Annotated in this window: 20 protein-coding genes; 16 read left to right on the top strand and 4 right to left on the bottom strand. The window is 68.2% G+C overall.

Annotated features, from left to right (window positions below; translation table 11 throughout):
* Positions 1 to 280 precede the first annotated feature (280 nt).
* From FBZ88_RS21930 to FBZ88_RS21870, 13 genes are all read left to right on the top strand, one after another.
* Positions 281 to 2,731, top strand: coding sequence for a type VI secretion system Vgr family protein (locus FBZ88_RS21930; protein WP_186464547.1), 2,451 nt, complete (start codon positions 281 to 283; stop codon positions 2,729 to 2,731).
* Positions 2,728 to 3,879 (top strand): DcrB/PsbP domain-containing protein, encoded by a 1,152-nt coding sequence (locus FBZ88_RS21925; RefSeq protein ID WP_145619260.1) that lies wholly within the window; start codon positions 2,728 to 2,730, stop codon positions 3,877 to 3,879. Before FBZ88_RS21930 ends, FBZ88_RS21925 begins: the two co-directional genes overlap by 4 nt.
* A 6-nt stretch (positions 3,880 to 3,885) precedes the next feature.
* A complete protein-coding gene (locus tag FBZ88_RS21920) occupies positions 3,886 to 4,356 on the top strand; it encodes a hypothetical protein (RefSeq protein ID WP_145619259.1) in 471 nt (156 codons plus the stop codon).
* A 7-nt stretch (positions 4,357 to 4,363) separates the two neighbouring features.
* The gene (locus FBZ88_RS21915; RefSeq protein WP_145619258.1) at positions 4,364 to 6,082 is read left to right on the top strand and encodes a type VI secretion system Vgr family protein; all 1,719 of its coding nucleotides are present in this window, start codon (positions 4,364 to 4,366) and stop codon (positions 6,080 to 6,082) included.
* Between the two features lie 54 nt (positions 6,083 to 6,136).
* Positions 6,137 to 7,000, top strand: coding sequence for a hypothetical protein (locus FBZ88_RS21910; protein ID WP_145619257.1), 864 nt, complete (start codon positions 6,137 to 6,139; stop codon positions 6,998 to 7,000).
* A gap of 12 nt (positions 7,001 to 7,012) precedes the next feature.
* A complete protein-coding gene (locus FBZ88_RS21905; protein WP_040847883.1) occupies positions 7,013 to 7,462 on the top strand; it encodes a DcrB-related protein in 450 nt (149 codons plus the stop codon).
* Between the two features lie 2 nt (positions 7,463 to 7,464).
* Entirely contained in the window at positions 7,465 to 11,847 is a 4,383-nt protein-coding gene (locus FBZ88_RS21900; protein WP_145619256.1) for an RHS repeat-associated core domain-containing protein, read from the top strand.
* Between the two features lie 4 nt (positions 11,848 to 11,851).
* Entirely contained in the window at positions 11,852 to 12,271 is a 420-nt protein-coding gene (locus tag FBZ88_RS21895; protein ID WP_145619255.1) for a hypothetical protein, read from the top strand.
* Between the two features lie 41 nt (positions 12,272 to 12,312).
* Entirely contained in the window at positions 12,313 to 12,567 is a 255-nt protein-coding gene (locus FBZ88_RS21890; RefSeq protein WP_145619254.1) for a hypothetical protein, read from the top strand.
* Between the two features lie 14 nt (positions 12,568 to 12,581).
* Complete coding sequence (locus tag FBZ88_RS21885) at positions 12,582 to 12,941, top strand: hypothetical protein (RefSeq protein ID WP_145619253.1); 360 nt, start codon at positions 12,582 to 12,584, stop codon at positions 12,939 to 12,941.
* Between the two features lie 37 nt (positions 12,942 to 12,978).
* Positions 12,979 to 13,233 (top strand): Imm74 family immunity protein, encoded by a 255-nt coding sequence (locus tag FBZ88_RS21880; RefSeq protein ID WP_145619252.1) that lies wholly within the window; start codon positions 12,979 to 12,981, stop codon positions 13,231 to 13,233.
* Positions 13,220 to 13,567 carry a hypothetical protein gene (locus FBZ88_RS21875; RefSeq protein ID WP_145619251.1) on the top strand — a complete coding sequence of 116 codons (348 nt, stop codon included), beginning with the start codon at positions 13,220 to 13,222 and terminating at the stop codon, positions 13,565 to 13,567. Before FBZ88_RS21880 ends, FBZ88_RS21875 begins: the two co-directional genes overlap by 14 nt.
* A 188-nt stretch (positions 13,568 to 13,755) precedes the next feature.
* On the top strand, positions 13,756 to 14,058 hold the full coding sequence (locus tag FBZ88_RS21870) for a hypothetical protein (protein WP_145619250.1): 303 nt from the start codon (positions 13,756 to 13,758) through the stop codon (positions 14,056 to 14,058).
* Positions 14,059 to 14,119: 61 nt separating this feature from the next.
* Here FBZ88_RS21870 and FBZ88_RS21865 read toward each other — a convergent pair whose 3' ends face one another.
* Positions 14,120 to 16,315 carry a glycoside hydrolase family 3 C-terminal domain-containing protein gene (locus FBZ88_RS21865; protein ID WP_211102764.1) on the bottom strand — a complete coding sequence of 732 codons (2,196 nt, stop codon included), beginning with the start codon at positions 16,313 to 16,315 and terminating at the stop codon, positions 14,120 to 14,122.
* A gap of 377 nt (positions 16,316 to 16,692) precedes the next feature.
* On the opposite strand from FBZ88_RS21865, the gene FBZ88_RS21860 reads away from it, so the two are divergent.
* Positions 16,693 to 17,097, top strand: coding sequence for a group II truncated hemoglobin (locus FBZ88_RS21860; RefSeq protein WP_145619249.1), 405 nt, complete (start codon positions 16,693 to 16,695; stop codon positions 17,095 to 17,097).
* Positions 17,098 to 17,124: 27 nt separating this feature from the next.
* Here FBZ88_RS21860 and FBZ88_RS21855 read toward each other — a convergent pair whose 3' ends face one another.
* The 3 genes from FBZ88_RS21855 to FBZ88_RS21845 all read right to left on the bottom strand — a co-directional run bounded on the left by FBZ88_RS21855 (position 17,125) and on the right by FBZ88_RS21845 (position 20,195).
* On the bottom strand, positions 17,125 to 18,117 hold the full coding sequence (locus FBZ88_RS21855) for a dipeptide epimerase (protein WP_145619248.1): 993 nt from the start codon (positions 18,115 to 18,117) through the stop codon (positions 17,125 to 17,127).
* A complete protein-coding gene (locus tag FBZ88_RS21850) occupies positions 18,114 to 19,370 on the bottom strand; it encodes an MFS transporter (protein ID WP_186464546.1) in 1,257 nt (418 codons plus the stop codon). Before FBZ88_RS21850 ends, FBZ88_RS21855 begins: the two co-directional genes overlap by 4 nt.
* Before the next feature lie 165 nt (positions 19,371 to 19,535).
* Positions 19,536 to 20,195, bottom strand: coding sequence for a helix-turn-helix domain-containing protein (locus FBZ88_RS21845; RefSeq protein WP_211102763.1), 660 nt, complete (start codon positions 20,193 to 20,195; stop codon positions 19,536 to 19,538).
* Positions 20,196 to 20,409: 214 nt separating this feature from the next.
* On the opposite strand from FBZ88_RS21845, the gene FBZ88_RS21840 reads away from it, so the two are divergent.
* Positions 20,410 to 22,620, top strand: a complete 2,211-nt coding sequence (locus tag FBZ88_RS21840; RefSeq protein WP_186464545.1) for a TonB-dependent receptor — start codon at positions 20,410 to 20,412, stop codon at positions 22,618 to 22,620.
* Positions 22,621 to 22,637: 17 nt separating this feature from the next.
* Positions 22,638 to 24,617, top strand: coding sequence for a serine hydrolase domain-containing protein (locus tag FBZ88_RS21835; protein WP_246138795.1), 1,980 nt, complete (start codon positions 22,638 to 22,640; stop codon positions 24,615 to 24,617).
* The last annotated feature ends 77 nt before the right edge of the window (positions 24,618 to 24,694 follow it).

Below are 24,694 nucleotides of genomic sequence, written 5' to 3'. Positions count from 1 at the left end.
CACCTGCGGTTAAAGAATAATTTGCGTCACTTTCTTGCCGTATTCATGACAGCATAGGAAACACGCCAAGCGCGCGCGGCCCTTGACGCCCCGCCGCCAGCCCATAGTTCTGTGTCGCACGAAGTTACAGGAGCGGTTTGGAAGGTTTTGAAATCACACCGTGTGAACGGTGAGTTAACAGGTGATGACAGTAGCAGCCAGGCGGCCATGCCGCCGCTACTGGGCCGCCAAGACTGGGGACGTTCGGCGCGCATCCGTCCGCCGGGCACACGAGGATTTGATGGACGGTTACACGCAAGCGGAACGGTTGCTGGGGATCGAGAGCCCCTTGGGGCCCGACCAGCTTTTGCTGGAGGCGCTGGAGGGGACGGAGGGTATCTCCACGCCCTTCGAGTTCCGCGCGACCGTGCGCGCCATGGACGACAATATCGACCCCGCCGCCCTGGTGGCGCAGAGCGTGGACCTGAAGCTGCGCCTGGATGACGGCGTTTACCGCGTCTTCAACGGCATCGTCGCCTCGCTCACCGGCGGCCACGCCGCCTCCCGCGGGCAGCGGCACTATGTCCTGCGCGTCGTCCCGCGTCTGTGGTTCCTGACCCGCACCAGCGACTGCCGCATCTTCCAGAACAAGACCACGCTCGACATCCTGGAGACCATCTTCGGCGAACTGGGCGTCACCCAGTATGACTTCTCCGGCGTCAGCGCCCCGCCCCCGCGCGAGTACTGCGTGCAGTACCGCGAGACCGACTTCGCCTTCGTCTCCCGCCTGATGGAGGAGGACGGCCTCTATTACTTCTTCCGCCACGAGGCGGGGAAGCACACCCTGGTCCTGGGCGCCCAGACCTCCGCCTACCAGACGGGGGATGAGCCGCTGATCCCCTTCAGCGCCACCTCCTCCCGCTCCAACCACATCACCGAGTGGCACCGCAGCCATGCCTACCAGGCCAGCGCCTGGGCCATGACCGACTACAACTTCCAGACCAGCAAGCTGGACCTGAAGCGGACCGTCCCCACCGTCTCCAGCTACAGCCAGGACCCCCAGCACGAGCACTTCGACTATCCCGGCCTGCACGACAGCGCCGGCGATGGCGAGCGCCGCGCCAAGCTGGCCATGCAGGCGGAGGAGGTCGAGCGCGAGACGGTGCAGGGCGCCAGCGACTGCCGCTCCATGACTCCCTGCGGCCGCTTCCAGCTGACCGACCATCCCGTCGCCGCCGAGAACGGCGCCTATGTCGTGCTCTCCGCCAGCCACCGCGCCAGCGACCTCAGCTATGAGGGCGGCGGCGCCAGCCACTCAGGCTACGCCAACCACTTCACCTGCCTGCCGGCCGCCACCCCCTTCGTGCCCCGCCGCGTCACCCCCCGACCCACCATCTCCGGCCTGCAGACCGCCGTCGTGGTCGGCCCCAAGGGCCAGGAGATCCACACCGACAAGCATGGCCGGGTGAAGGTGCAGTTCTTCTGGGACCGCCGCGGCCAGTCCAACGAGGCCAGTTCCTGCTGGGTCCGCGTCGCCCAGGGCTGGGCCGGCCGCGGCTTCGGCGCCCAGACCATCCCCCGCATGGGCATGGAGGTCGTCGTCGCCTTCCTGGAGGGCAATCCGGACCGCCCCGTCATCCTGGGCTCCGTCCCCAATTCCGAGACCACCGCCCCCCTCGGCCTCCCCGCCCAGAAAACCCAGACCACCTTCCGCACCGCCAGCAGCCCCGGCGGCGGCGGCTTCAACCTCTTCACCCTGGAGGACAAGGCCGGCGCCGAAGAGATCGCCTTCCACTCCCAAAAAGACCTCTCCATGGTCGTCCAGAACAACGCCTTCGAGACGGTGACCAAGGCGTCGGTGCGCCAGGCGGGGCAAGTGCTGGCCTTCAAGGTGGGCAACAGCTCCATCCAATTCACGCCGGACAACATCATCCTGTCCAGCAACGGCAGCACCGTGGTGATGGACAAGGATGGCATCCGCCACAAGGGCGGCAAGATCTGGCTGAACATGAAGGAGCCGGCACCGGCCAAGCCGCCGGGCCAGGACTTCAAGGCCGAGGGTTCCGCCTGGGCGGCCAACAAGACCACCGGCCCCGTCACCGCCAAGGTCATGGGCGCGGAAGGATCGATCACCGCCCACGCCGACCCAACCAAGGCCACCGTGGACGCCAAGGGCGAAATCGCCATGGCCCGCATTTCGGCCAAGGGCAAGAACAGCTGGGGCGAGATTTCCGGCGGCATGGACATCTTCGCGGCCGAGGGCACCGGCCACGCCGGGGTGACCACCAACGGCCTGGGCGCCCAGGGTGAGGCCAAGGCGGCCATGCAGCGCGTCACCGGCGAAGGCATCGCGGGCGACCTGAACAAGGGCGGCCTCGGGGTGAAGGGCACGGGCGAGCTGTTCTCCGCCGACGCCAAGGGCCAGGCCTTGCTGGGGGACGATGGCCGCTATGTCGGCGCCGCGCTGGGCGGCAAAGCCGGCGCGCGCGTGGCCCAGGCCAGCGCGGAAGAGAACGTGACCATCCCCATCGGCTGGCTGCCCGGCGTACCCGATGACTGGACCATCGCCGTCAAGGGCGAACAGGGCGTCTCTGCCGGCAGCGCCGGCATCGGCGCCGGTGGCTATGGCTACTACGACCGCGTGGACCAGCGGACGCACGCCGGCATCTTCGGCGACATCGAAGCCGGCCTGGGCATCAAGACCGGCCTGGACGCCAGCATAGGTCCCGCCCCCAAGGCAGGTGCCCCATGACATCCCCTGCCCGACGGGAGCGTGGCGTCCTATTCTTCATCCTGGCGGCCGGGCTGCTTGCCATCCTTACACCGCGTACCCATGCCGCGGAGACCATCACCGCGAAGGAACGACCCATGGCCGACCTGCGAACCACCGTTCAAGCCACCCGCGCAGAGGTGGAACGCGACTATCTGCACCAGGCTTTCCCCAGCCCGGTTCCGGCCTTCGCCTTCGAGCTGATGATTCCCAAGGACTGGCTGTGGTTCGAGAAGGACGGACGCCCCGCCAAGGCGGACGGCGGCCTGCAATTGCTGGCCCGATATGGCGAAAAAAATCAGGAGGCCATCACCGAGGTCTACGCCCAGCAGATCGAACGCGAAGTGGCGCCGGAGGACTGGCTGGATCCCTGGATGGCGGCGAACCACTACACGGTGGTGGCCCGCCGCAGCGTCCCGTCGGACGCAGGCCGCAACGCCGATGTGCTGGCCTCGCGCAGCGTGCAAGGCCAGCCCTATCTGTACCGGCTGCGCACGTTCAAGAATGGCAAGTTCATCTACCTGCTGCACAGCTTCGCCCCCGAACGCCGCTACGCCACGGCGGAGGACGCCTTCCTGGTGGCGGCCGCCTCCTTCAAGCTGACGGAGGCCAAGCCCCAGCCCACCATGGAAATCCTTCAGGACGTCGCCCTGAACAAGGTCTTCCAGTTGGGCTTCAAGGTGCCGGCATCCTGGACGGTGCGGGCTGATGACAGCGTTGATGCCGATTGCCAGTCCTGGGGCCTGTCCAATGGCACGGGCGCGGATCGGGCCGGCATGATCAACGTCTACACCGCCCCGCGCGACCGCTTCCGGGCGCCCGACCAGATCGCGCACCTGGTGGCGAACGGGATGCGGCACCTGGGCGCCAGCTTCGCTGACGGCGCGCTGCGAGAGGTACCCACGGGCACCACCGGGGTTTCCTTCTGGACGGCGGACACCCCCGCGACGCTGGGCCAGCGCTCCGCCCTGGTTCGGCAAACGGTGATCGCCACGGCCAAGGGCTGGGCGGTCTTCACCCTGGTCACGCCTGCCGGCCCCTCCGACCCCTATCTGGTGACGGCCATCAACAAACGCGCCTTCGACATCGCCATCACCAGCCTGTTGAACGCCTTGGCACCGGCAGGCTGACCCACCATGTCCCTGTTCCCCCCAACCACCCCACCGCCAACCCTGGGCCTGCTGGCCTCCCTGGCCGCGCGCCTGCCGGACAGGGAACGGACGCCTAAGGCCTTCCTGGCCCTGTTCGGGCTGCTGGGCGTCTGCCTGGCCCTGCTGGCCCTGGGTGGCAAGTCCATGTCCATGGTGCTGGCGGCCCCCCTGCTGGCCGCCGCCGGCGTCGCCGCGCTATCGCTGTTCTTCATGGTCGGCCTGCTGCAGTGGCGTTCGACCATCAAGGCCTGGATGGCCAGGACGGGGGGAGCCGGCGAGTTCCCCGGCCTGTGGCGCCTGTTCCTGGCGCCTTACCGCAAGGCGGACGTCGACCACATGGCGGCGACCGGCCGCCTGCCTGAGTTGATGGCCTTTTCCATGATCATGATCATCGTGTCCGGCCTGGTGATCGCCGCCCTTGTCGGCGTTCGACCGGCCGGCGCCCAGCCTATGTGAGGCCTCCATGGACGGTTACACGCAAGCGGAACGGTTGCTGGGGATCGAGAGCCCCTTGGGGCCCGACCAGCTTTTGCTGGAGGCGCTGGAGGGGACGGAGGGTATTTCGACGCCCTTCGAGTTCCGCGCGACCGTGCGCGCCATGGACGACAATGTCGACCCCGCCGCCCTGGTGGCGCAGAGCGTGGACCTGAAGCTGCGCCTGGATGACGGCGTTTACCGCGTCTTCAACGGCATCGTCGCCTCGCTCACCGGCGGCCACGCCGCCTCCCGCGGGCAGCGGCACTACATCCTGCGCGTCGTCCCGCGCCTGTGGTTCCTGACCCGCACCAGCGACTGCCGCATCTTCCAGAACAAGACCACGCTCGACATCCTGGAGACCATCTTCGGCGAGCTGGGCGTCACCCAGTATGACTTCTCCGGCGTCAGCGCCCCGCCGCCCCGCGAGTACTGCGTGCAGTACCGCGAGACCGACTTCGCCTTCGTCTCCCGCCTGATGGAGGAGGACGGCCTTTATTACTTCTTTCGCCACGAGGCGGGGAAGCACACCCTGGTCCTGGGTGCCCAGACCTCCGCCTACCAGACGGGCGATGAGCCCCTGATCCCCTTCAGCGCCACCTCCTCCCGCTCCAACCACATCACCGAGTGGCACCGCAGCCACGCCTACCAGGCCAGCGCCTGGGCCATGACCGACTACAACTTCCAGACCAGCAAGCTGGACCTGAAGCGGACCGTCCCCACCGTCTCCAGCTACACCCAGGACCCCCAGCACGAGCACTTCGACTATCCCGGCCTGCACGACAGCGCCGGCGATGGCGAGCGCCGCGCCAAGCTGGCCATGCAGGCGGAGGAGGTCGAGCGCGAGACGGTGCAGGGCGCCAGCGACTGCCGATCCATGACCCCCTGCGGCCGCTTCCAGCTGACCGACCATCCCGTCGCCGCCGAGAACGGCGCCTATGTCGTGCTCTCCGCCAGCCACCGGGCCAGCGACCTCAGCTATGAGGGCGGCGGCGCCAGCCACTCAGGCTACGCCAACCACTTCACCTGCCTGCCGGCCGCCACCCCCTTCGTGCCCCGCCGCGTCACCCCCCGACCCACCGTCTCCGGCCTGCAGACCGCCGTCGTGGTCGGCCCCAAGGGCCAGGAGATCCACACCGACAAGCACGGCCGGGTGAAGGTGCAGTTCTTCTGGGACCGGCGCGGCCAGTCCAACGAGGGCAGTTCCTGCTGGGTTCGCGTCGCCCAGGGCTGGGCCGGCCGCGGCTTCGGCGCCCAGACCATCCCCCGCATGGGCATGGAGGTCGTCGTCGCCTTCCTGGAGGGCAACCCGGACCGCCCCGTCATCCTCGGCTCCGTCCCCAATTCCGAGACCACCGCCCCCCTCGGCCTGCCCGCCCAGAAAACCCAGACCACCTTCCGCACCGCCAGCAGCCCCGGCGGCGGCGGCTTCAACCTCTTCACCCTGGAGGACAAGGCCGGCGCCGAGGAGATCGCCTTCCACTCCCAAAAAGACCTCTCCATGGTCGTCCAGAACAACATGTTCGAAACCGTCGGCAAGTCCATGGTGAACGTGGCGGGCGAGATGGTCGTGCTGCAGGTGGGCAAAAGCTCCCTGCAGATGACCACCGACCACATCATCCTGACCAGCAACGGCAGCACCGTGGTTCTGGACAAGGACGGCATCAGCCAGGACGGCCAGAAAATCTGGCTGAACTGCAGCGGCTGACGCCGACGCGCGCAATCCCAGGCCAGACACCTTCATTCCCCGGGAGATTTCCGGATGTTCGACCTTCCCGCCCTGATCCAGCCCGGCGCCATCGGCGCCAGCCTCGGCATCCAGCCCTACACACCCCTGTCACTATCGGCGGCCCCGGCCGGCTTCGGTTCCGCCGGCGACCTCGGGGCGCTGGCCAACGCCGCCGCGCCGGCCCTGCCCTCTTCCGTCGGCGCCCCCCTGGGCAGCGCGGCGCAGGCGGCCCAGCTGCTCGGCGGCGGCTCTGGCCTGGCCACCCCCTCCTTGGGCACGCCCGCTCTCGGCGCCCCTTCCCTGGCCAGCCCGGCCATCCCCGGCGCCTCCAGCATTCCGGGGGCGTCGACGGCGTCAGGCCTGTCCAACCTGGCGTCGGCCACCGGCGTGAACACCGGGCTGCCATCCTTGCCCCAGGCGCCCTCGGTTGCCGCCCCCTCGCTCTCGGCACCCACCATGGCCGCGCCTACCGTGGGCACGCCCTCGATGGCCGCACCTGGGGTCACGCCTGGGTTCACCTCTCCGACCTTGTCGCCCACGGGCCTGACGCAGCCGTCCTACGCCCCGCCGCCGGTGGTCGCGACCTCTTCCGCAACGCCGCCCCTCTCGCCCTACACCGCCGGGCCGCAGGCTGGATCGTGGAACCAGGGCGGCACTCTGCCCGGTGTCCAGGCCTCCAGCTATCAGACACCCGGTTACCAGGTGCCCGGTTACCAAGCGCCCAGTTACCAGGCGCCAAGCTATCAGGCACCCGCCTTCCAGACACCGGGCGCGGGGCAATCACCCCTGCCGGGTCAGACGCCGACCCTGGGCCAGACCGCCTCAGCCCTGCCCAGCACCGGCAACGCAGACGCCGACAGCGCCGTCGCGGTCGCCCGCATCCTGGGCCAGATCTAAAGGAAATCCGTCATGCCGCAGACCTGCCGCACGCTCGACTTCAGCATCCAGCTGCCGGACAGCTGGATCGACCGCTCCATGGTGGCCTGGTCCGCCCCGCCCAGCGGCAGCCCCGTGGTGCCCAACATCATGATCGCCTATGACCGGCCACAGGCGGAGGAAGGCCTGGGCGCGTACGTCAACCGGCAGCTGAAGGACCTGATCGCCCGGGCGCGCAGCTTCCAGCTGATCACCCGGCAGGACGTCATGCTGGCCGGCCGCCCGGCGGTGGAACTGCTGTTCCAGTGGGACGGCGGCGCCGGCCCCATCAAGCAGCGCCAAATCTACAGCCTGCTGCCCGACGGCCGCTGCATCACCATCGTCAACACCGCCCGCCTGACGGAGTTCGCGGACGCCGACGCGCAGTTCATGCAGATCCTGAACAGCTTCGCCTGGCCGAGCCCGGCCGGCACCGGGGCCTGACCATGGACGGCGGCGCGCCGCAATACGGGGCTGCCCGGCTGGGGGATCCCATCCAACACACCAGTGCGCTGTCCGGCTTCATCGCCGGCGCGGCCATCGGCCTGGGTGCCGCCCTGGCGGTCATCGCCGTGGTGGGCACGGGCGGTGCGGCGCTGGGCGTCATCGCGGCGGTGGGCGGCGCCATGGCGGCGACCGGCGGCGGCGCCCTGCTGGGAGAGGCGCTGGGCAGCACCTTCACCGACCAGACCGGCGTGATCTCGCCCGACTGCTCCGACAACGTGCTGATCAACGACAAGCCGGCTGCCCGCGCCATCCAGGACGCGGCCGCCTGTTCGCGCGACGGGCCGCCCGACCAGCACATCGCCCAGGGCAGCAAGACTGTCTTCATCAACGGCAAGCCCGCCGCCCGCATCGCCGACAAGCTGGAGTGCGACGGGTCCATCATGGATGGCTCGCACGATGTCTTCATCGGCCGCGACCCCGGCACCTACATGTCCATCCATGGCGAGGTACCGGACTGGGCCAACACGGCGGCCGAGTATCTGATGATCGGCGGCTCGCTTCTGGCGCTGGGCGCCGGGGCCGCCGGCGCCTTCATGGCGGAGGGGCTGTGCGGCCTGGCGACCTTCGGCGAGACCACGGTCATCAGCATGGCGGGCGGCTACGCCGGCTCCAAGGTGGGTGGCGCCATCGGCCAGGCGGTGGGCGGGGAGCGCGGACGCATCATCGGCGAGGCCCTGGGCGGGGCCGCGGGCGGCTTCGCCGGCGGCAAGCTGGCCACCCGCTACACCGCCGGCCATCCGGTGGACGTGGCCACGGGCGAGCTGTTCACCCAGGCCACGGATTTCGAGGTGGCGGGCCCCCTGCCCCTGGTCTGGTCGCGCACCTGGATGTCCAGCTCCACCCTGATGGGCGAGCTGGGGTCCGGCTGGCACCACCCGCACGACATGGTGCTGTACCGCTGGATCAACGGCGGCGGCTGGGCCGCGCGCCTGGCCGACGGGCGCCTGGCCTTCTTCACCGACCCGGCCCCCGGCCGCCCCAGCCTGAACGTGGTGGAACGGCTGGTGCTGCATACGGACGGTCAGCGCTACTGGCTGGCCACCTATGGCGGCTTGGCCTACGTCTTCGGCGACCGGGACGAACAGAGCGGCCTGCGCCACCTGGCGCATGTCGTCGACCCCAACGACAACGCCATCATCTTGCATCGCGGCCCTGGCGGCCGATTGGCCGGCATCCAGGACAGCGCCGGCCGCGCTTTCGTCGTGACCACGGACGAGGCGGGCCGCATCACCGCCGTCGATGGCCCCGACCCTGCCGGCGGCGACCAGCCCTTGCGCCTGGTCAGCTACACCTATGACGCGGCCGGCGACCTGGTGGAGGCACGCGACGCCCGGGGCAACGCCTGGCATTACCGCTACGACAACCACCTGCTGGTGGAAGAGACGCGGCGCGGCGGCCTGCGATTCCAGTTCGTCTGGGACGACGTCGCGCTGGGTCGCCGCGCCCGCTGCATCGATACCTGGGGCGTGCACCTGTCCGGCGAGGCGGGCCTGTACCGCGCCCGCATGGCCTACGACGTCCAGGCACACACCACGGTGGTGACCAACGGCCTGGGTGCCGTCACCCGCTATCGCTGGAACGGCCTGGGCCTGGTGGAGGAGGAGGTGAACCCGGTAGGCGGCGTCACCCGCCACCGCTACGACCAAGCCGGCAACCTGCTGGCCCTGACGGGGCCGGATGGTCGCACGCTGCGGCTGACCTACGACGCCCTGGGCCGCCTGGCGCAACGAACCGAGGTCGATGGCGCCGTCACCCGCCTGGCATACGACGGCGGCGACATCCCCGCCGATCTCACACGGCCCGGCTTCGGCCAACCCGTGCGGGTGACACGGGCCGACGGCACCGAAGACAGCTTCACCTACGACCGGCGCGGCAACCTGGCGACCCATACCGACCCGCTGGGCCATACCACCCGCTATACCCGCGATACCCGTGGCCTGCCCTTGGCCATCCAGGATGCGCTGGGCCTGCTGGCGCGCTTCACCTGGTCCCCCACCGGCGATCTGCTGGCCCAGGGCACGGCGCGCGCCGATCGCCGCCGCTATGCCCATGACGCGCTGGGCCGGGTGGTGGAGATGCGCCGGGGCGAGGACGCGCCCGTGCGGCTGGAGCGCGACGCCAACGGCAACATCACCACCGTCCACCGCCCCGACGGCGGCACGGTGACGCTGGAGTACGACGCCGAGGACCATGTCACCCTGCACCGCGACCCGCTGGGCCGCGTGACCCGCTGGCGCTATGACGGCCTGCCCTATCCGGTGGAGCGCACTTCCGCCGATGGCTCGGTCTTCCGCTATCATTACGACAGCGAACTGAACCTGGTGGCCCTGCGCAACCAGAAAGGGGAGCAGTACCGGCTGGACTATGACCTGGCGGGTCGGCTGGTGGGGGAGACCGGCTTTGACGGCCGGCGGCTGGATTACCACCGCGACACGGCCGGCCTGGTCACCGCCGCCGTGGACCAGGGCCGCGTGACGCGCTTCAACCGCGACCCCGCCGGGCGCCTGCTGGAGACGCTGTACGCCGACGGGAACAGCCATCGCTTCGGCTACGACCCGCTGGGGCGGCTGCTGTCCGCCGACACGCCCGACACCCGGGTGACCTTCAGCTATGACGCCGCCGGACGGCCGACGGCGGAGCGGCAGGGCGACCAGGAAATCCGCTTCCAACGCGATGCCCGGGGGCGGCGTATCGCCACCATTCTGCCGGATGGGCGCCGGCTGGAGGTGGCCTGGGGGCTGGACAACCTGCCGGCGGCCGTGGGGCTGGACGGCAAGGCCCTGGCCCGCTTCGCCCGCGACGCCGCGGGGCGGGAGGTGGAGCGCCTGGCCGGCAACGTCCACCAGATCCAGGCCTTCGATCCCCAGGGCCGCCTGGTCCGCCAGGAGGGCCGGCGGCGCGCCAATGGCGGGAGCCTAGGTGAGACCATCTACGCCCGCGCCTATGGCTATGACGGCGCCGACACCCTGACCGCCATCGAGGACGCCCGGCGGGGCGTGAAGCGCTATCACTACGACGCCTGCGACCGCCTGCTGTCGGTGGAGGGTACGAACCCCGAAAGCTTCGTCACCGACCCCGCCGGCAACATCCTGGCCTCCGGCCCCGACGCCGCCTTCTGGGGTGGCGAGGCCCGGGGTGACCGCCTGCTGGTCCATGGCGACGCCAAGTTCGAGTACGACGCCTGGGGCAACCGGGTGAAGGAATGGCGCGCCGCCGGCGGCGCCGTGACCGTGGACTACCGCTATGATGCCGGCAACCGCCTGACGGCGGTGGAGGAGAGCGGCCGCCGGGGCACCACCCTCACCCGCTTCGGCTATGACGCCTTCGGCCGCCGCGTGTGGAAGGAAAGCGCGCATACGGCCCCCACCCCGGCCAACGATGCCGGCACCGCCCCACCCGCCGCCGCTCAGCGCACCACCTTCTTCTGGGACGGCGACACGCTGCTGGCCGAAAGCGCCCCGGTGGAGACCAAGGCGGCAGAGGCGGCCCCCACGCCCGCCGACCCCCTGGCCACCGTCTACGTCTACGAACCCGGCACCTTCCGCCCCCTGGCCCAGCTGCGCCGGGCGGAACCGGGACAACGCGCCCAGGCCTACCACTACCACCTGGATCATCTGGGCACGCCCCAGGAGCTGACCAACGACAATGGCGAGGTGGTGTGGGCCGCCGACTACAAGGCCTGGGGCGCCCTGGCCCGCCAAGCCGTCGCCACCATCCCCAACCCCCTGCGCTTCCAGGGCCAGTACCACGACCCCGAAACCGGCCTGCACTACAACCGCCACCGCTACTACGCCCCGGCCGAAGGCTGCTTCATCACCCAGGACCCCATCCGCCTGCGCGGCGGCAGCAACATCGCCGCCTACGCCCCCAACCCGGTACAGTGGGTCGATCCGATGGGGTTGGCGTGCGGGCTGGAGGAAGAAGCTCTTACGCCTGCGCAGCAGGCCAAGGCATGGCAGGGCAATGAAAAATACCCCGGCGTCGATGATTACCGCGACATAACTCTACCCAAGGGGAAATTGGTGGTTGGCGCTTCGCCAGGGCCATCGGAGTATCACACCACGCTGGAAGGCTTTGAAGCGACGGGAGGCACTGCCGAAGGGTACTACAATGGCCTACAAATCCGGCCAAACATCGATAATCCCGACTATCCGAAGTACCGTAGCGGCGTCACGGTTTATGAGGTGATGGAAGACACGCCCGCCGCGACCGGAAAGACATTGGCCAATCCGCAATATGGCACAGGCGGCGTGGATCAAATCTTCATTCCCAGCTACAAGACTTCTCTCAAGCCCTTGTATTCAATACCATTCGCCAAGTGAGACAATGAAAGCAAACATCAACATCACCTGCGGCACGGTCGAGCTTGAGAATGAACCATCGCTCCATAAGGGCTTGGACTATTCCGCCGTAAAAGCCGCCGGTTTCCCAATCGTCCGAGAAGATGACATGGGAACCGGCTGGAAATATCTGCTGATCGGGCCATGTAACATTGATGGAAACCGCGCTCATTTCTCCTTGGCCTTCGCCCAAGGTTCCCTGGAAAAAATCAGTTTTTCCTTCAATCAGAAGGGCGTGCCTATTGAAGACTTAGTTCATATCCATAACCAATATCTGTCGGACAAGCTCGGACCGCCAACCATGCACGACAAGGGAATTACGCGGTACGTATTCCCCTGGGGTACGATCGCATCCAGCTACGACGCCCGCGGCGGCTCCTGCAGCGTCATCATTGCTTGGGCATAACAAACTGATGCCAGCGGCACGATCGAATCGGAGAACGGGCCATGAACATCGCCGTCAGCCGCGACCATCGCTTCAGCATTGGGGTGGAACGCGATGGCGGCCGGTTCTATCTGTCCATCCCGGTCAGTAACCGCCTGGTCGATTACGAAGAGCACTACGAGAACAGCCCGGCGGAATTCGAGCTCTATCGGCAGGACCTTTCGGCAGCGCTGCCCTTGGTGACCCTGTGCCGACGCCGCCAGGCCGACGACCGGCTGATGACGCCACCGGGCGAAGACCGCGGCGTGGCGACGTAGGGGCGGAGGGTGCCATGGATGGACTGATGACGGTGCGGAAGGGCAGAAGCGTTTGCTGGGTGCGAAAGGACGGCCCCCTCACCCTAGCCGTTCCCGGCGCCGATTCAGCCCATGCGCAGGGTGACATGCTGTTCGTCCTGACCGCCGACCCGCCCGCCCTGCCGCATAGGCTGACGGTCTTCGGCCGCGATGGCATGCCGCTGGCGGAGCTGCCCCCGCCACCGGGCCACGTCTTCCAATACCTCTCCCGTCACATCGAGGCCGGGATGTCCGTGGTCTGCACGGCGGAAATGCCGGCGGAACAGTGGCCGAACTGGCATTTCGGTTATGACTCCCAGAAGCGCGCCTTGGTCCGGCTAGGGCGGGCCTATTGATGGGGCCGGCGCCTGATCGTCCTGCGAGAGACCGAAGATGGACTACACTGTGACCACCGTCTGCCGCGGAGGCATTTATCTGGAAAGCCACGCCGGAAAGGCGGTGGCCGAGGGCGAGGGCCTCGCGCCCGGCGACCAGTTCCTGCCCGGCTATGTCGTCTACCTGAACGCCATCTTCATGCTGGATTCGGCCGGCGCGCGGCGGCCGGCCACCGGGGTGGAGAAGGAAAACATCGTGAGGGCCATCCAGAGCCATTTCGACACCCGGGGGACGCTCGTTGACTTCGAATGAGCCGCCGCCCGCCATGCCGGACGAGGGGATCATCATCACCGAACTGGCCGGAGGACGCGCGGTGGCGCGGGCCATGACACCCACCGATGAGGCAGGCCTGAGCCGATTGGGCTTCCTGCCGCAGGACGGGCAGGTGGTGCGCAGCATCCTGTCGGTAGCGGACAGGATCGCCCTCATCCGGGCGCTGATTGACATCGGTGCGCTGTTCACCGATGGGCGCGACTGGTGTCCGGCGGAGGTGGTCGCCCATTATCGGGACGCGGGGCACATCCGCCAACCGTTCAGGGTAATATCCTGGAATAATCCCAGTAGTTTTCGGATCCGCGAAGCGTGACGGCAACGGAACCGTATTTGATTCAAAACATTTAGCTCAAGCCTGCCCGACAAACCCGCCCCATCCGTCTAAAATCCCTGTACACTCGGGATACATAGAACGGAGAGCCGCCGATGCCCATGAACAGGACCTGGATGACCGCCGCCATAGTCGCCCTTTGCGGCGCGGTCGGTTTCGGGGTCGCCTTCATGCGGACGTCATCGCAGCCGCCGTCGGAGGTGGCGGAGTTCCGCGCCACCATGGCAGCCAACTTCGCCGCGCAGTGCTTCAAGGCGGCGCGGAGCTCATCACCGGCCGATGTGACCGACGCCAAGTTGCACAGCTTTTGCGACTGCACCGCCACCCGGGTGAACAAGGCCCTGAGCGATGCCGACGTGACAGTGCTGGCGGAGCAGGAGCGCAAGGGCGTGACCGCCCCGCCGGCCCTGCTGATGGACAAGGCCAAGCCCATCGCCGCCATCTGCCGCAGCGAGGCCGGCCTGGCCGGCTGAGCTTAAAAGAAAGGGAGGCGCCCCGCAGGACGCCTCCCCGTACGTCAACCGCCGAACACTATTACTGCACAGCCGCCGGCAGGGTGGCGTCGGGCAGGTGCACGGTCACCTTGGACGTGATGTCCTGGTACGAGGTACCGGTCATCACCGTGTAGTCGCCGCCCTTGATCTTCCAGGCGTGCGCCGCGACGTCGTAGGTCGCCAGCAGGCGCGGATCCACGGTTAGGCTCACGCTCTGGCTTTCACCGGCCTTCAGCGCCACCTTGTGGAAGGCGCCCAGGCGCTTCGGCGCTTCCCAGCCGCCGGCGGCCGGGGCCACGTAGACCTGGGCCACGGCCTTGCCGTCGCGGCTGCCGGTGTTGCGCAAGGCCAGGCTGACCTTCAGGCCCTTGCCCTCGGGGGCGGCCGCCAAGTCGGACGTGGCGAAGGTGGTGTAGCTGAGACCATAGCCGAAGGGGAACAGCGGCTTCAGGCCTTTCTTCTCATACCATTTGTAGCCGATGGCGGCGCCGTCGATGGTGTAATCGACGTGCGGATGCTCCGCCTTGTCCTTGCGGTCGCCATCCACCACCTTGCGCGGTAGCTGGTCGACCGAGGCCGGGAAGCTGACCGGCAGGTGGCCGGAGGGGTTGACCTCGCCGGCCAGCACGCGGGCGATGGCCTCGCCGCCGCTGGTGCCGGGATACCAGGCGTTGACCACGCCGGCCACCTGGTCCAGCCAGGGCATCACCACCGGGCCGCCGTTCTCCAGCACCACCACCGTCTTCTTGTTGGCGCCGGCCACGGCCTTGATCAGGGCGTCCTGATCGCCCGGCAGGTTCAGATCGACGGCGTCCTGGCTCTCACCCGTCCACTGCGTGGCGAATACGATGGCGACGTCGCTGCCGGCGGCCAGCTTGGCGGCGGCCTTGGCGTCCTTGCCGTCGATATAGGTGATCTTGGCCTGGGTCAGGCCTTCCAGCGCCTTCAGGGGCGAAGACGGGTCGTAGACCACGGGGCCGGGGAAGGAGGCGGGACCCTCGTTGGGGATGATCAGGCCGTTGGTCGGGGCGCCATAAGGGTAGACCTGGGCCGAACCGCCGCCGGACAGCACGCCCACGTCGGCGTGGCCGCCGATGATGGCGATGGTCTTCACCGTCTTGGCCAGGGGCAGCACGTCGCCCTGGTTCTTCAGCAGGACGATGGCCTCCTCCGCGTCAGCCTGGGTGACCTTGGCATGGGCGGCATAGTTGATGGTGGCCGCCTGGTCGCCGTTCAGCGGATGCTCGAACAGGCCGTTGGCGAACATGGCGTGCAGCACGCGGCCGGCCATGTCATCCAGGCGGGCGGCGCTGACATGGCCGTTGTTCACCGCCTCATCCAGCGCGTCCTTGAAATAGGGCGACTTGTCGAAGGGATATCCCGACTGCTGGTCCAGGCCGGCGTTGGCGGCCGGTGCGGTGGAGTGGGTCGCACCCCAGTCGGACATGACGAAACCCTTGAAACCCCAGTCCTTTTTCAGAACCTGGTTCAGCAGCCAGTCATTCTCGCAGGCATAGGCGCCGTTGACGCGGTTGTAGGAGCACATGACGGAGCCGGGCTTGCCCGTCTCCAGCGCGATCTCGAAGGCCAGCAGGTCGGACTGGCGGCCGGCCGCCTCATCGACCTTCACATCGATGAAGTTGCGGCTGGTCTCCTGATCATTGAAGGCATAGTGCTTCAGCGTGGAGATGATGTTGTTGGACTGGATGCCCTTGATGGCATGGCCGACGATGGTGCCGGCCAGCAGGGGATCCTCGCCCCCGTACTCGAAGTTGCGGCCGTTGCGCGGCTCACGCATCAGGTTGGTGCCGCCGGCCAGCTGCACGTTGAAGCCGGAGCGGCGGGCCTCGTCGCCGATCATGGCGCCGCCGGCGAAAGCCATCTCCGGGTTCCAGGTGGCGGCGGTGGCCAGGCCGGACGGCAGTGCTGTGCGCAGGCGCGGGGTGGGGCTGGCCTGCGTGGCCACGCCAACGCCGGCGTCGGTCTGCGACTGGGCGGGAATGCCCAGGCGGGCGATGCCGGGGATGTAGCCGGCGGAATCAGCCATGCCGCCCTCGATGCGGGTGTAGGCCTTGGGCTTGAAGTCGGTGGAGAAGTAACCAAACACCAGCTGCAGCTTCTCTTCCCGCGTCATCACCTTCAGCAGGGCGCTGGTGCGCGCCTCGGGCGACTGGGCGGCGTCCTGCCAGGGGCCGGTGACCGGCGCGACCGTGGCGGCCGGCGCATCGGCGGCCAATGCGGACCTGAATCCGGCATGGGTAAGCGTTGTCATAAGCAACGCAGTCGAGAGCAGCAGGTGATGTTTAACCGACATGGACGTTTCCAATTTTCGTTTAGTCGTCAAGGCGACGTCGCCGGTGGCGACACCGCTGGCGCGGACCTCCCTGGCGTACCCGGGCGGGTGCGCACTCTTCTTCATACCAGCCCTGGCCGGATGGGCGAAGGCGATAATTCCCGGATATTGGATATCCCATGACTATTGGCGTCGCCGCCGCACACCCCTGGCCCCGGTCCGCCCGCGCTTCCGGCGGGAAGGGCTTTGCGGTAGAACGCTCCACTTCGCGTAGGGGCATCCCATATAGGGAAGCCAGCGTTCCCACCAGGGCCCAGAACATGACCGGCGACAGTGACCAGAAGACCACCCTTTACCAATGGATCGGCGGGATGGAACCCGTCGGCCGCCTGGTGGAAGCCTTCTACCACGCCATGGATACCCTGCCGGAGGCGCGCGACCTGCGCGCCATCCACCCGCCGGATCTGACCGAGACCAAACGCGTGCTGACGCTGTACCTGGCTCAGTGGATGGGCGGGCCCGGTGATTATTCCGCCGAGCGCGGCCACCCCCGCCTGCGTGCCCGCCACATGGGCTTTTCGGTGGGCGAGGCGGAACGGGACGCCTGGCTGCTGTGCATGAAGCGGGCGCTGGATGAGACCATTCCCGACCCGCGCGGCCGCCAGGCCATCCTGGGCGCCCTGGCCCCGCTGGCCGACTGGATGCGCAACCAGCAGCCGGGCTGAGGGACGGGGCACAATGGAAACCGAAGGTCAGCCCACGCCCCAGAAATCGGCTGGAATCATCACTCTCCCGGCGTTGAAAATGCCCCGGTCCGCCCCCGGCTCGGCCAGGAAATAGGGACCGTCCAGGTCGACCACGTTACACAGTTGCGCCAGGACGAAGCCGGGGGCCGCCGCCAGGACCGATCCCGCCATGTTGCCCACCATGACGCCCAGGCCCAGGCGCCGGGCCTCCGCCGCCATGGCCAGCGCCTCGGTCAGGCCGCCGCACTTGTCCAGCTTGATGTTGACGACGTCGAAGCGGCGGTACTGTTCGCGCAGTTCCTTCAGGTCCAGGATGCTCTCGTCCGCCGCCACGGGCAGGGGCGCGTCCCAGCCGTCCAGCAGGTACTCGGCACCCCGGCGCACCGGCTGTTCCAGCAGCGCCACGTCCTGGTCCACCAGCATGGCGGCCAGCGGTTCCAAGTCCTTCGCACCGAAACCCTGGTTGGCGTCGACCGACAGCCAGACGTCCGGCCTGGCTCGGCGCACGGCGCGCACCCGTTCCGTGTCCGCCGCCAGGTCGCCCTCCAGCTTCAGCTTGATGGAAGTGGCGCTGGTGAAGGCTTCCAGGCGACGCAGAATCTCCGCCGGGTCGTCGGCCGGCAGGGTGAAGGTGGTGACCTGGGGTTTGGGCTCCGGCACCCCGGCGAGCCGCCACACGGGCGTGGCCTTTTGAAGGGACTCCAGCTCCCACAGGGCGCAGTCCAGCGCGTTGCGGGCGCCGCCGGGTGGCAGCAGGGACTGCAGGCCCTGGCGGTCCACCCCGGCCTCAAGGGCATCGCGCACCCGCTCGATCTCCCGCTCCATGTGCGGCGGGTCGTCGTTCAGGTAATAGATGCCCGCCGCCTCGCCCCGGCCGAAGTGGGTGCCGTCACCCACGGTGACGACCGTGGCGGGCATGGCATGCAGCAAATAGCCAGAAATACGGAACGGCTCACGCATGCGCATGGCGTCCCGGCGATAGGTGACGGACAGGCTCACCGACTGACACTCCGAGCGGTTCGGGCGGCATGGAGGAAAAGCAGGATGGCGGCCCCGGCCAGGGGGGCGATGACCAGCGTCAGCGACTGCCCGATGGCCAGGGGGTCGGCGAAGACGTGGTCGGTGACATAGCCGGTCAAGGTGGCGCCGCCACCCAGGCCCAGCATGATGTTGCCAAACGCGACGAAGGAAACGCTGAGGCCCCGGGCCCGGTTGGGCACGATCTCCTGCACCGCCGTGATGCCGATGGTGCCGGCGGCGCTGGAGAACAGGGTCCACAATGTGACCGCGGCCAGGACCTGGTTCGGGGAGGACGCCAGCGCCACCAAGGCGAAGGGAAAGGCCAGGACGGCGCACAAGGTGGCGACCCAGATGCGGCCGGAGGGGCCGTAGCGCTTGACCGCCATGTCGCTGATGACGCCGCCCGCCACCGTCGCCACCACGCCGGCGACCACGACCAGGGAGCCCAGGGCCAGGCCCACCGCGTCCGGCGTCATGGCGTAGCGGCGGCTGAGCAGGGCGGGCGCCCAGGCGATCAGGGCGAAGTCACCCACCGACATGAAGGCGCAGCAGACGATGACTGGGATCAGCACGGTGCGCACGGCCGCCAGTTGGGCGAAGATCTCGCGCAACGACGTCGCCTCTTTCTCGCCGGCCAGCGCCTCGCTGCGACGCGCAGGCTCACGGATAGGCAGCAGAGCCAGCAGCAGCGGCAGGCCCGCCAGGCCCAGCAGGACCAGGACGGCGCGCCAGGCGGCCAAGCCGTCCAGCAGGGGTATGCCCTGGAAGCCGCCGGCGGCCGCCAAGCCCAGCACGGCCCCGCCGATGGCGATGGCGACGCCGCCGCCAATGGTCATGCCCATGACGAAGACGCCGGTGGCCAAGCCCCGGCGCTCGGCCGGGAACATATCGGCGATCATGGACATGGCGGCGGGGGCCAGCGCCGCCTCCCCCACCCCCACGACCAGGCGGCCGGCGAACAGCACCCAGAAGGACGGGGCGTAGCCGCACAGCAGCGTGCCGATGCTCCACAGCCCCACGCCGGCGCAGATGACAGCGCGGCGCGGCAGCATGTCGGCCAGGCGGCCCAGCGGCAATCCCGCGATGGAGTAAATCAGGGCGAAGGCCACCCCCTGCAGCACCCCCACCTGGGTGTCGCTGATGCCCAGGTCGGCCCGGATGGGGTCCACCAGCAGGCTGAGGATCTGCCGGTCTGTGTAGGACAGGACGGCCGCCACGCAGAACAGGGCCACCGCCGACCACGCCGCGACAGGGCGCGGCCACGGCTGAAGGTCCCTGTTCGTTATTTTCCCGCAGGGGATTTCCCCGTTGGAAATTTCGTTGTCGGGGGGTGCGATCTGCATGATGGGATCAGCATCACACAGGCTGGCAGGTGTTTCAATATCGGAAACAGCGTGTCAAACCGTTTCCTCGTCCGTGGCCGGCGACAGCTTCCACGCCTTGGCCGCGGATTGGGCCAGACGCTGGATTCCGGGCCCGGCGCAGACCGACAGAACCCGGCATGTCTCCTCGCTCACCCGCACATAGACGTGGCTCATGCCGCTGTCGAAATAGACCGAATCGCCCGCCTCCAGCCGCAACGGCGCATAAAGGTCGGAGTGCAGTTCCATGGCGCCGGATAGGACGTAAAGATATTCCTCGCCCGAATGGCGCACCATGCCGCCCATCTCAGCCACGCTGCGGGCCCGCACCTCGATGATGATGGGGACCATCAGCTTGCCCAGCAGGTCAGCCGCCGGATACTGGTGGGCGTGCACATCCGAGGTGGCGCCCGGCGACCGGCCGGCGCGGGAGACGCTGCGGCGGCCGCCGGCCGGCGGCGGCTCGGCTTCCGGCCCTGGGCTGCTGACCAGGGTGCCGATGTCCACGCCCAGCCCCTGCGCCAGGCGCAGCAGCTTGTCGTAGGTCATCTCCATCTTGCCGTTCTCGAGCTTGGACAGGGTGGAGAAGGGCATGCCGATGCGGGCCGCCAGGGCGCGGAGCGTCAGCCCCTGTTTGATCCGCGCCGCCCGCAGGGCCAGCGCCGGATGCGCCCGGTCCGATGCGGATTTGGCCATGCCTTCCCCTCCCTTATCTTCCAAGCCCGGCAACTCAGTCCCGCGTTCCACGTTTCCCATAGGCGTTTCCGGGCGTTTCATCATCCAAAGTGCACCAGCCGCCTGGAGAAAACCAGCGTCGCCGCATAGAAACATTCGTATTGCAGAAACGCTGTTGCCAAATCTGAAACACATGCCATCATGGGCCCAACATAACGATCAGGGAGATCGGGAAATGAAGCGGGGAACCAGGGCATTCCTCTGCGCGGGCGTGGCGGCCTTGGCTATCAGCGCCAGCGCGCGGGCGCAACAGGCACCGGACGCAGGGTCGCCAACGGCGGCGCCGGCGGACTCGGCCGACATGCTGGCGGAGATCGTCGTCACGGCGCAGAAACGGACGGAGCGCCTGATCGACGTGCCGCAGTCGGTCTCCGCCGTGTCGGCGGAGGCGCTGCAGCAAGCCCACGCCGACCGGCTGGACGACTTTTTCACCCGGGTGCCCAGCGCGGCCCTGGTGGAAACCCAGGCGGGCCAGGCGCGGCTGATCCTGCGCGGCATCAACACCGGCGGCGTGGGCGCCACCGTGGCGACATATGTGGACGAAACGCCCTACGGCTCCGCCACCTCCCTGGCCAACGGCGCCATCCTGACCCCCGACCTGGACCCTTCGGACCTGGAGCGGGTGGAGGTGCTGCGCGGCCCCCAGGGCACGCTGTACGGTGCCAATTCCCTGGGCGGCCTGGTCAAGTACGTGACGGTGGCGCCCAGCACGGACGCGGTGCACGCGGCCGCGGAGCTGAGCACCGAGGACGTGGCCCATGGCGACACCGGCTGGTCCGGCCGGGCTTCGGTCAACGTGCCGCTGGCCGATACCCTGGCCGTGCGGGCTAGCGGCTTCTACCGCCGCGACCCGGGCTTCGTCGACGACCAGCATGAGAAAGACATCAATGACGGCCGCACCTACGGCGGCCGCGTCTCCGCCCTGTTCAAGCCCACCGATGCGCTGAGCCTGCGGGCCTCGGTGGTGTTGCAGAACCTGGACAGCAACGGCACCAACCAGGTCGACGTCGACCCCGTCACGCTTAGGCCGGCGCTGGGCAACTACATGCAGGCGCGCGTGGTTGACCAGCCCAGCGACATGCAATACCGGGTCTACAACCTGACCGGCAGCTATGATTTCGGGCCGGTGCAGCTGCTGTCCTCCACCAGTTACAGCTCGCTCTATCAAAACGCTTTGGAGGATGCGAGCGGCCTCTATGGCGGCCTGCTGACCGGCGCCTTTGGCGTGCCGCTGGGCGCCTCCCAGGTGCAGCAAGTGCAGCAGCGCCGTCTGACGGAGGAGGTGCGCCTGGCCTCCACCGACACCGGCTGGCTGGAATGGACGGTGGGCGGCTTTTATACGCGTGAGCGCAATGCCATCAACCAGATCATCGACGGCGTGGACGGCGCCAGCGGCGCCCACATCGCCGACTTCTCCGGCCTGGCGCTGGCCAACCTGGCCTCGCGGTACGAGGAATATGCCGGCTTCGCCAGCGGCACTGTCCACCTCAACGACCAGTTAGACCTGACCTTCGGTGGCCGCTACAGCCATAACGAACAGGACGCGGTGCAGATCAGCAGCGGCCCGCTGGCCGGCGACTCAGACTACACCGCCCATTCCTCCGACGGGGTGTTCACCTATTCCGTGGCGCCGTCGTTCAAGCCCAATGAGGACACCACGATCTATGTGCGGGTAGCCAAGGGCTATCGTCCCGGCGGCCCCAACGTGCTGCCGCCCGGGGCGCCGGACGCCGTCCCCCACCAGTTCGGCGCCGACACCACCACCAATTATGAGATCGGGGTGAAGTCGGAACTGCTGAACCGCAAACTGTCACTGGAACTGACCGGCTTCTACATCGACTGGGACAACATCCAGCTGTTCAGCTCGGTCGACGACTACGGCGTCAACATCAACGGCGGCACCGCGCGCAGCCAGGGTGTCGAGGCCTCGGTCACGATGCGGCCCCTGACCGGCCTGACCGTGTCGCTGAACGGCGCCTTCGTCGACGCCACCCTCACCAGCGACGCGCCCCCCCTGGTGGGCGGGCTGAAAGGCGACCGCCTGCCCTACACCGCCCGCTTCTCCTCCACTCTGGCGGTGGAATACCAGCGGCCGCTGAGCGAGACGGTGGACGGCATCGCCGGTTTCAGCTGGCGCTACACCGGTGACCGGCTGTCGGCCTTCGACACCAGCTACGGCCAGCGGCACCTCAGCGCCTACAGCCAGGTGGACGCCCATGCCGGCGTCACCTTCGGCGGGTACCGGATCGATGCCTTCGTGCGCAACCTGACCGACAGCCGTGGCATCCTGGATGTGGGCGCGGCCGGGTCGGCCCTGGATGGCAATGTCACCGCGGCCATCGTGCGCCCCCGTTCCTTCGGGGCCACGCTTGGCTATCGTTTCTAAGGCAAGGACAGAACACGATGTGGAAGGTTCGCCTCTTAGCGCTTCTCATGACCGCCCTGGCCCTGCCGGCCGCGGCGCAGTCGCCCGCCGACCTCAAGCCGACCCCACCCGCCCAGGTGCCGGCGGCCAGCGAGGCGCCGGCCTCGGCCCCGGCGCCCGCGTCCACCCTGACCAAGGCGGACGTGGACACCTGGCTGGACGGTTACATGCCCTATGCCCTGCAGACCGGCGACATCGCCGGCGCGGTGGTGGTGGTGGTGAAGGACGGCCAGGTGCTGACCCAGCGCGGCTTCGGCTATGCCGACGTGAAGGAGAAGAAGCCGGTGGATCCCGCCGGCACCCTGTTCCGCCCCGGCTCCATCTCCAAGCTGTTCACCTGGACGGCGGTGATGCAGCAGGTGCAGGCCGGCAAGCTGGACCTGGACCGGGATGTCAACGACTACCTGGACTACAAGATCCCGCCGGCCTTCGGCAAACCCATCACGCTGCGCCACATCATGACGCACACCCCCGGGTTCGAGGAGACGGCCAAGTACCTGCTGCTGACCGACCCCAAGCTGGCCAAGCCGCTGGGTGAGGCCATGAAGCGCTGGGTGCCCACGCGCATCTACGCCCCGGGCCAAATCCCGGCCTATTCCAACTACGGCGCCTCGATGGCGGGCTATATCGTGGAGCGGGTGTCGGGCGAGCCCTTCGCCCAATACATCCAGAACCATATCTTCACGCCCCTGGGCATGCAGCATTCCACCTTTGTCCAACCGCTGCCGGCCAACCTGGCCGGGGGCATGTCCAAGGGTTATGAGCAGGCGTCCAAGGACCCGCAGCCGTTCGAGATCATCGACATGTCACCGGCGGGCGCCCTGTCCGCCACCGGGGCCGACATGGCGCAGTTCATGATCGCGCACCTGGCCCACGGCGGGCCGCTGCTGGACAAGGCGACGGCGGAGCAGATGTACGCCAACGCCAACACCCCCTACCCCGGCCTGCCCGCCATGGGGCTGGGCTTCTATCATGAGGACCGCAACGGCCACCGCATCGTGGGCCATGGCGGCGACACCGACGTCTTCCATTCCGACCTGCACCTGTTCATCGACGACGGCGTCGGCCTCTACATGTCCTTCAACAGCGCCGGGCGCGAAGCTGCGGCCCATGTGCTGCGGGAGCATGTCTTCGTCGACTTCACGGACCGCTATTTCCCCCAGCCCAAGCCCGAGCTGCCCACGGCCCCCACCGCCAAGGAGCATGCCCAGGTCATGGCCGGGCACTATGTCAGCAGCCGCGGCTCCGAGACCAACTTCATGCGCCTGTTCAGCCTGCTGGGCGAGGCCCAGATCGTGGCGAACGATGACGACACCATCACCGTCTCCGCCCTGCTGGACGCTGCCCGGGTGCCGAAGCGCTGGCGCGAGGTCGGCCCCTGGCTGTGGCAGGACGCCGAAGGCAAGGAGCGTCTGGCGGCCGTGGTGAAGGACGGCAAGGTGGTCATGTTCTCCATCGGCGCCTACGCCCCCATCATCGAGTTCGTGCCGGCGCCGGGCTCGCTGAACGCCGGCTGGATCACGCCGGTGATGGCGGTGGCCCTGGGCGTACTGGCCCTGACCGCCCTGTCCTGGCCCGTCGTCGCCCTGGTGCGCCGCCGCTACCGCTACAACCCCGGCATCACCGGCCGGACGCTGATCCTGCACCGCGCCACGCGGGCCGCAGCCTGGCTGGTCCTGGTCTTCGTCCTGGGCTGGGGGCTCATGCTGTCGGTCATCAACCACGGCGTGGACGCCCTGGACGGCCGGCTGGACATCTGGATGCGCCTGATGCAGCTGGTGTTGCTGGCCACCATCGCCGGCACCGTAGCCGCCGCCTGGAACGCCTACGACATCGCCACCCGGGGCGGCCGCCGGCCCTGGACTACCGCCTGGGCGGTGCTGGTGGCCCTGTCGCTGGTCTTCTTCGTCTGGGCTGCCATCAACGTCAAGCTGCTGACGGCCACGCTAAACTTCTGAGTTCGTCAGGGCACTGAAGGCCGGCCGGGGTCATGATCCCGGCCGGCTTCTTTTTTAAGGCGGGCGGGAATGGACGA

Origin of the sequence: Nitrospirillum bahiense (genome assembly GCF_007828025.1) — a bacterium.
Lineage (GTDB): Bacteria > Pseudomonadota > Alphaproteobacteria > Azospirillales > Azospirillaceae > Nitrospirillum > Nitrospirillum amazonense.
Note: the sequence above shows the minus strand (reverse complement) of the source record. Positions and strands in the feature narration are given on the sequence as shown.

Bases quoted from the DNA above. Each gene is read 5' to 3' on its own strand.
- FBZ88_RS21895 (WP_145619255.1), top strand. From the start codon at position 11,852: ATGAAAGCAAACATCAACATCACCTGCGGCACGGTCGAGCTTGAGAAT.
- FBZ88_RS21915 (WP_145619258.1), top strand. From the start codon at position 4,364: ATGGACGGTTACACGCAAGCGGAACGGTTGCTGGGGATCGAGAGCCCC.
- FBZ88_RS21930 (WP_186464547.1), top strand. From the start codon at position 281: ATGGACGGTTACACGCAAGCGGAACGGTTGCTGGGGATCGAGAGCCCC.
- FBZ88_RS21925 (WP_145619260.1), top strand. From the start codon at position 2,728: ATGACATCCCCTGCCCGACGGGAGCGTGGCGTCCTATTCTTCATCCTG.
- FBZ88_RS21870 (WP_145619250.1), top strand. From the start codon at position 13,756: ATGCGGACGTCATCGCAGCCGCCGTCGGAGGTGGCGGAGTTCCGCGCC.
- FBZ88_RS21845 (WP_211102763.1), bottom strand. From the start codon at position 20,195: ATGGCCAAATCCGCATCGGACCGGGCGCATCCGGCGCTGGCCCTGCGG.
- FBZ88_RS21905 (WP_040847883.1), top strand. From the start codon at position 7,013: ATGCCGCAGACCTGCCGCACGCTCGACTTCAGCATCCAGCTGCCGGAC.
- FBZ88_RS21910 (WP_145619257.1), top strand. From the start codon at position 6,137: ATGTTCGACCTTCCCGCCCTGATCCAGCCCGGCGCCATCGGCGCCAGC.
- FBZ88_RS21900 (WP_145619256.1), top strand. From the start codon at position 7,465: ATGGACGGCGGCGCGCCGCAATACGGGGCTGCCCGGCTGGGGGATCCC.
- FBZ88_RS21835 (WP_246138795.1), top strand. From the start codon at position 22,638: ATGTGGAAGGTTCGCCTCTTAGCGCTTCTCATGACCGCCCTGGCCCTG.
- FBZ88_RS21880 (WP_145619252.1), top strand. From the start codon at position 12,979: ATGGACTACACTGTGACCACCGTCTGCCGCGGAGGCATTTATCTGGAA.
- FBZ88_RS21920 (WP_145619259.1), top strand. From the start codon at position 3,886: ATGTCCCTGTTCCCCCCAACCACCCCACCGCCAACCCTGGGCCTGCTG.
- FBZ88_RS21890 (WP_145619254.1), top strand. From the start codon at position 12,313: ATGAACATCGCCGTCAGCCGCGACCATCGCTTCAGCATTGGGGTGGAA.
- FBZ88_RS21885 (WP_145619253.1), top strand. From the start codon at position 12,582: ATGGATGGACTGATGACGGTGCGGAAGGGCAGAAGCGTTTGCTGGGTG.
- FBZ88_RS21840 (WP_186464545.1), top strand. From the start codon at position 20,410: ATGAAGCGGGGAACCAGGGCATTCCTCTGCGCGGGCGTGGCGGCCTTG.
- FBZ88_RS21860 (WP_145619249.1), top strand. From the start codon at position 16,693: ATGACCGGCGACAGTGACCAGAAGACCACCCTTTACCAATGGATCGGC.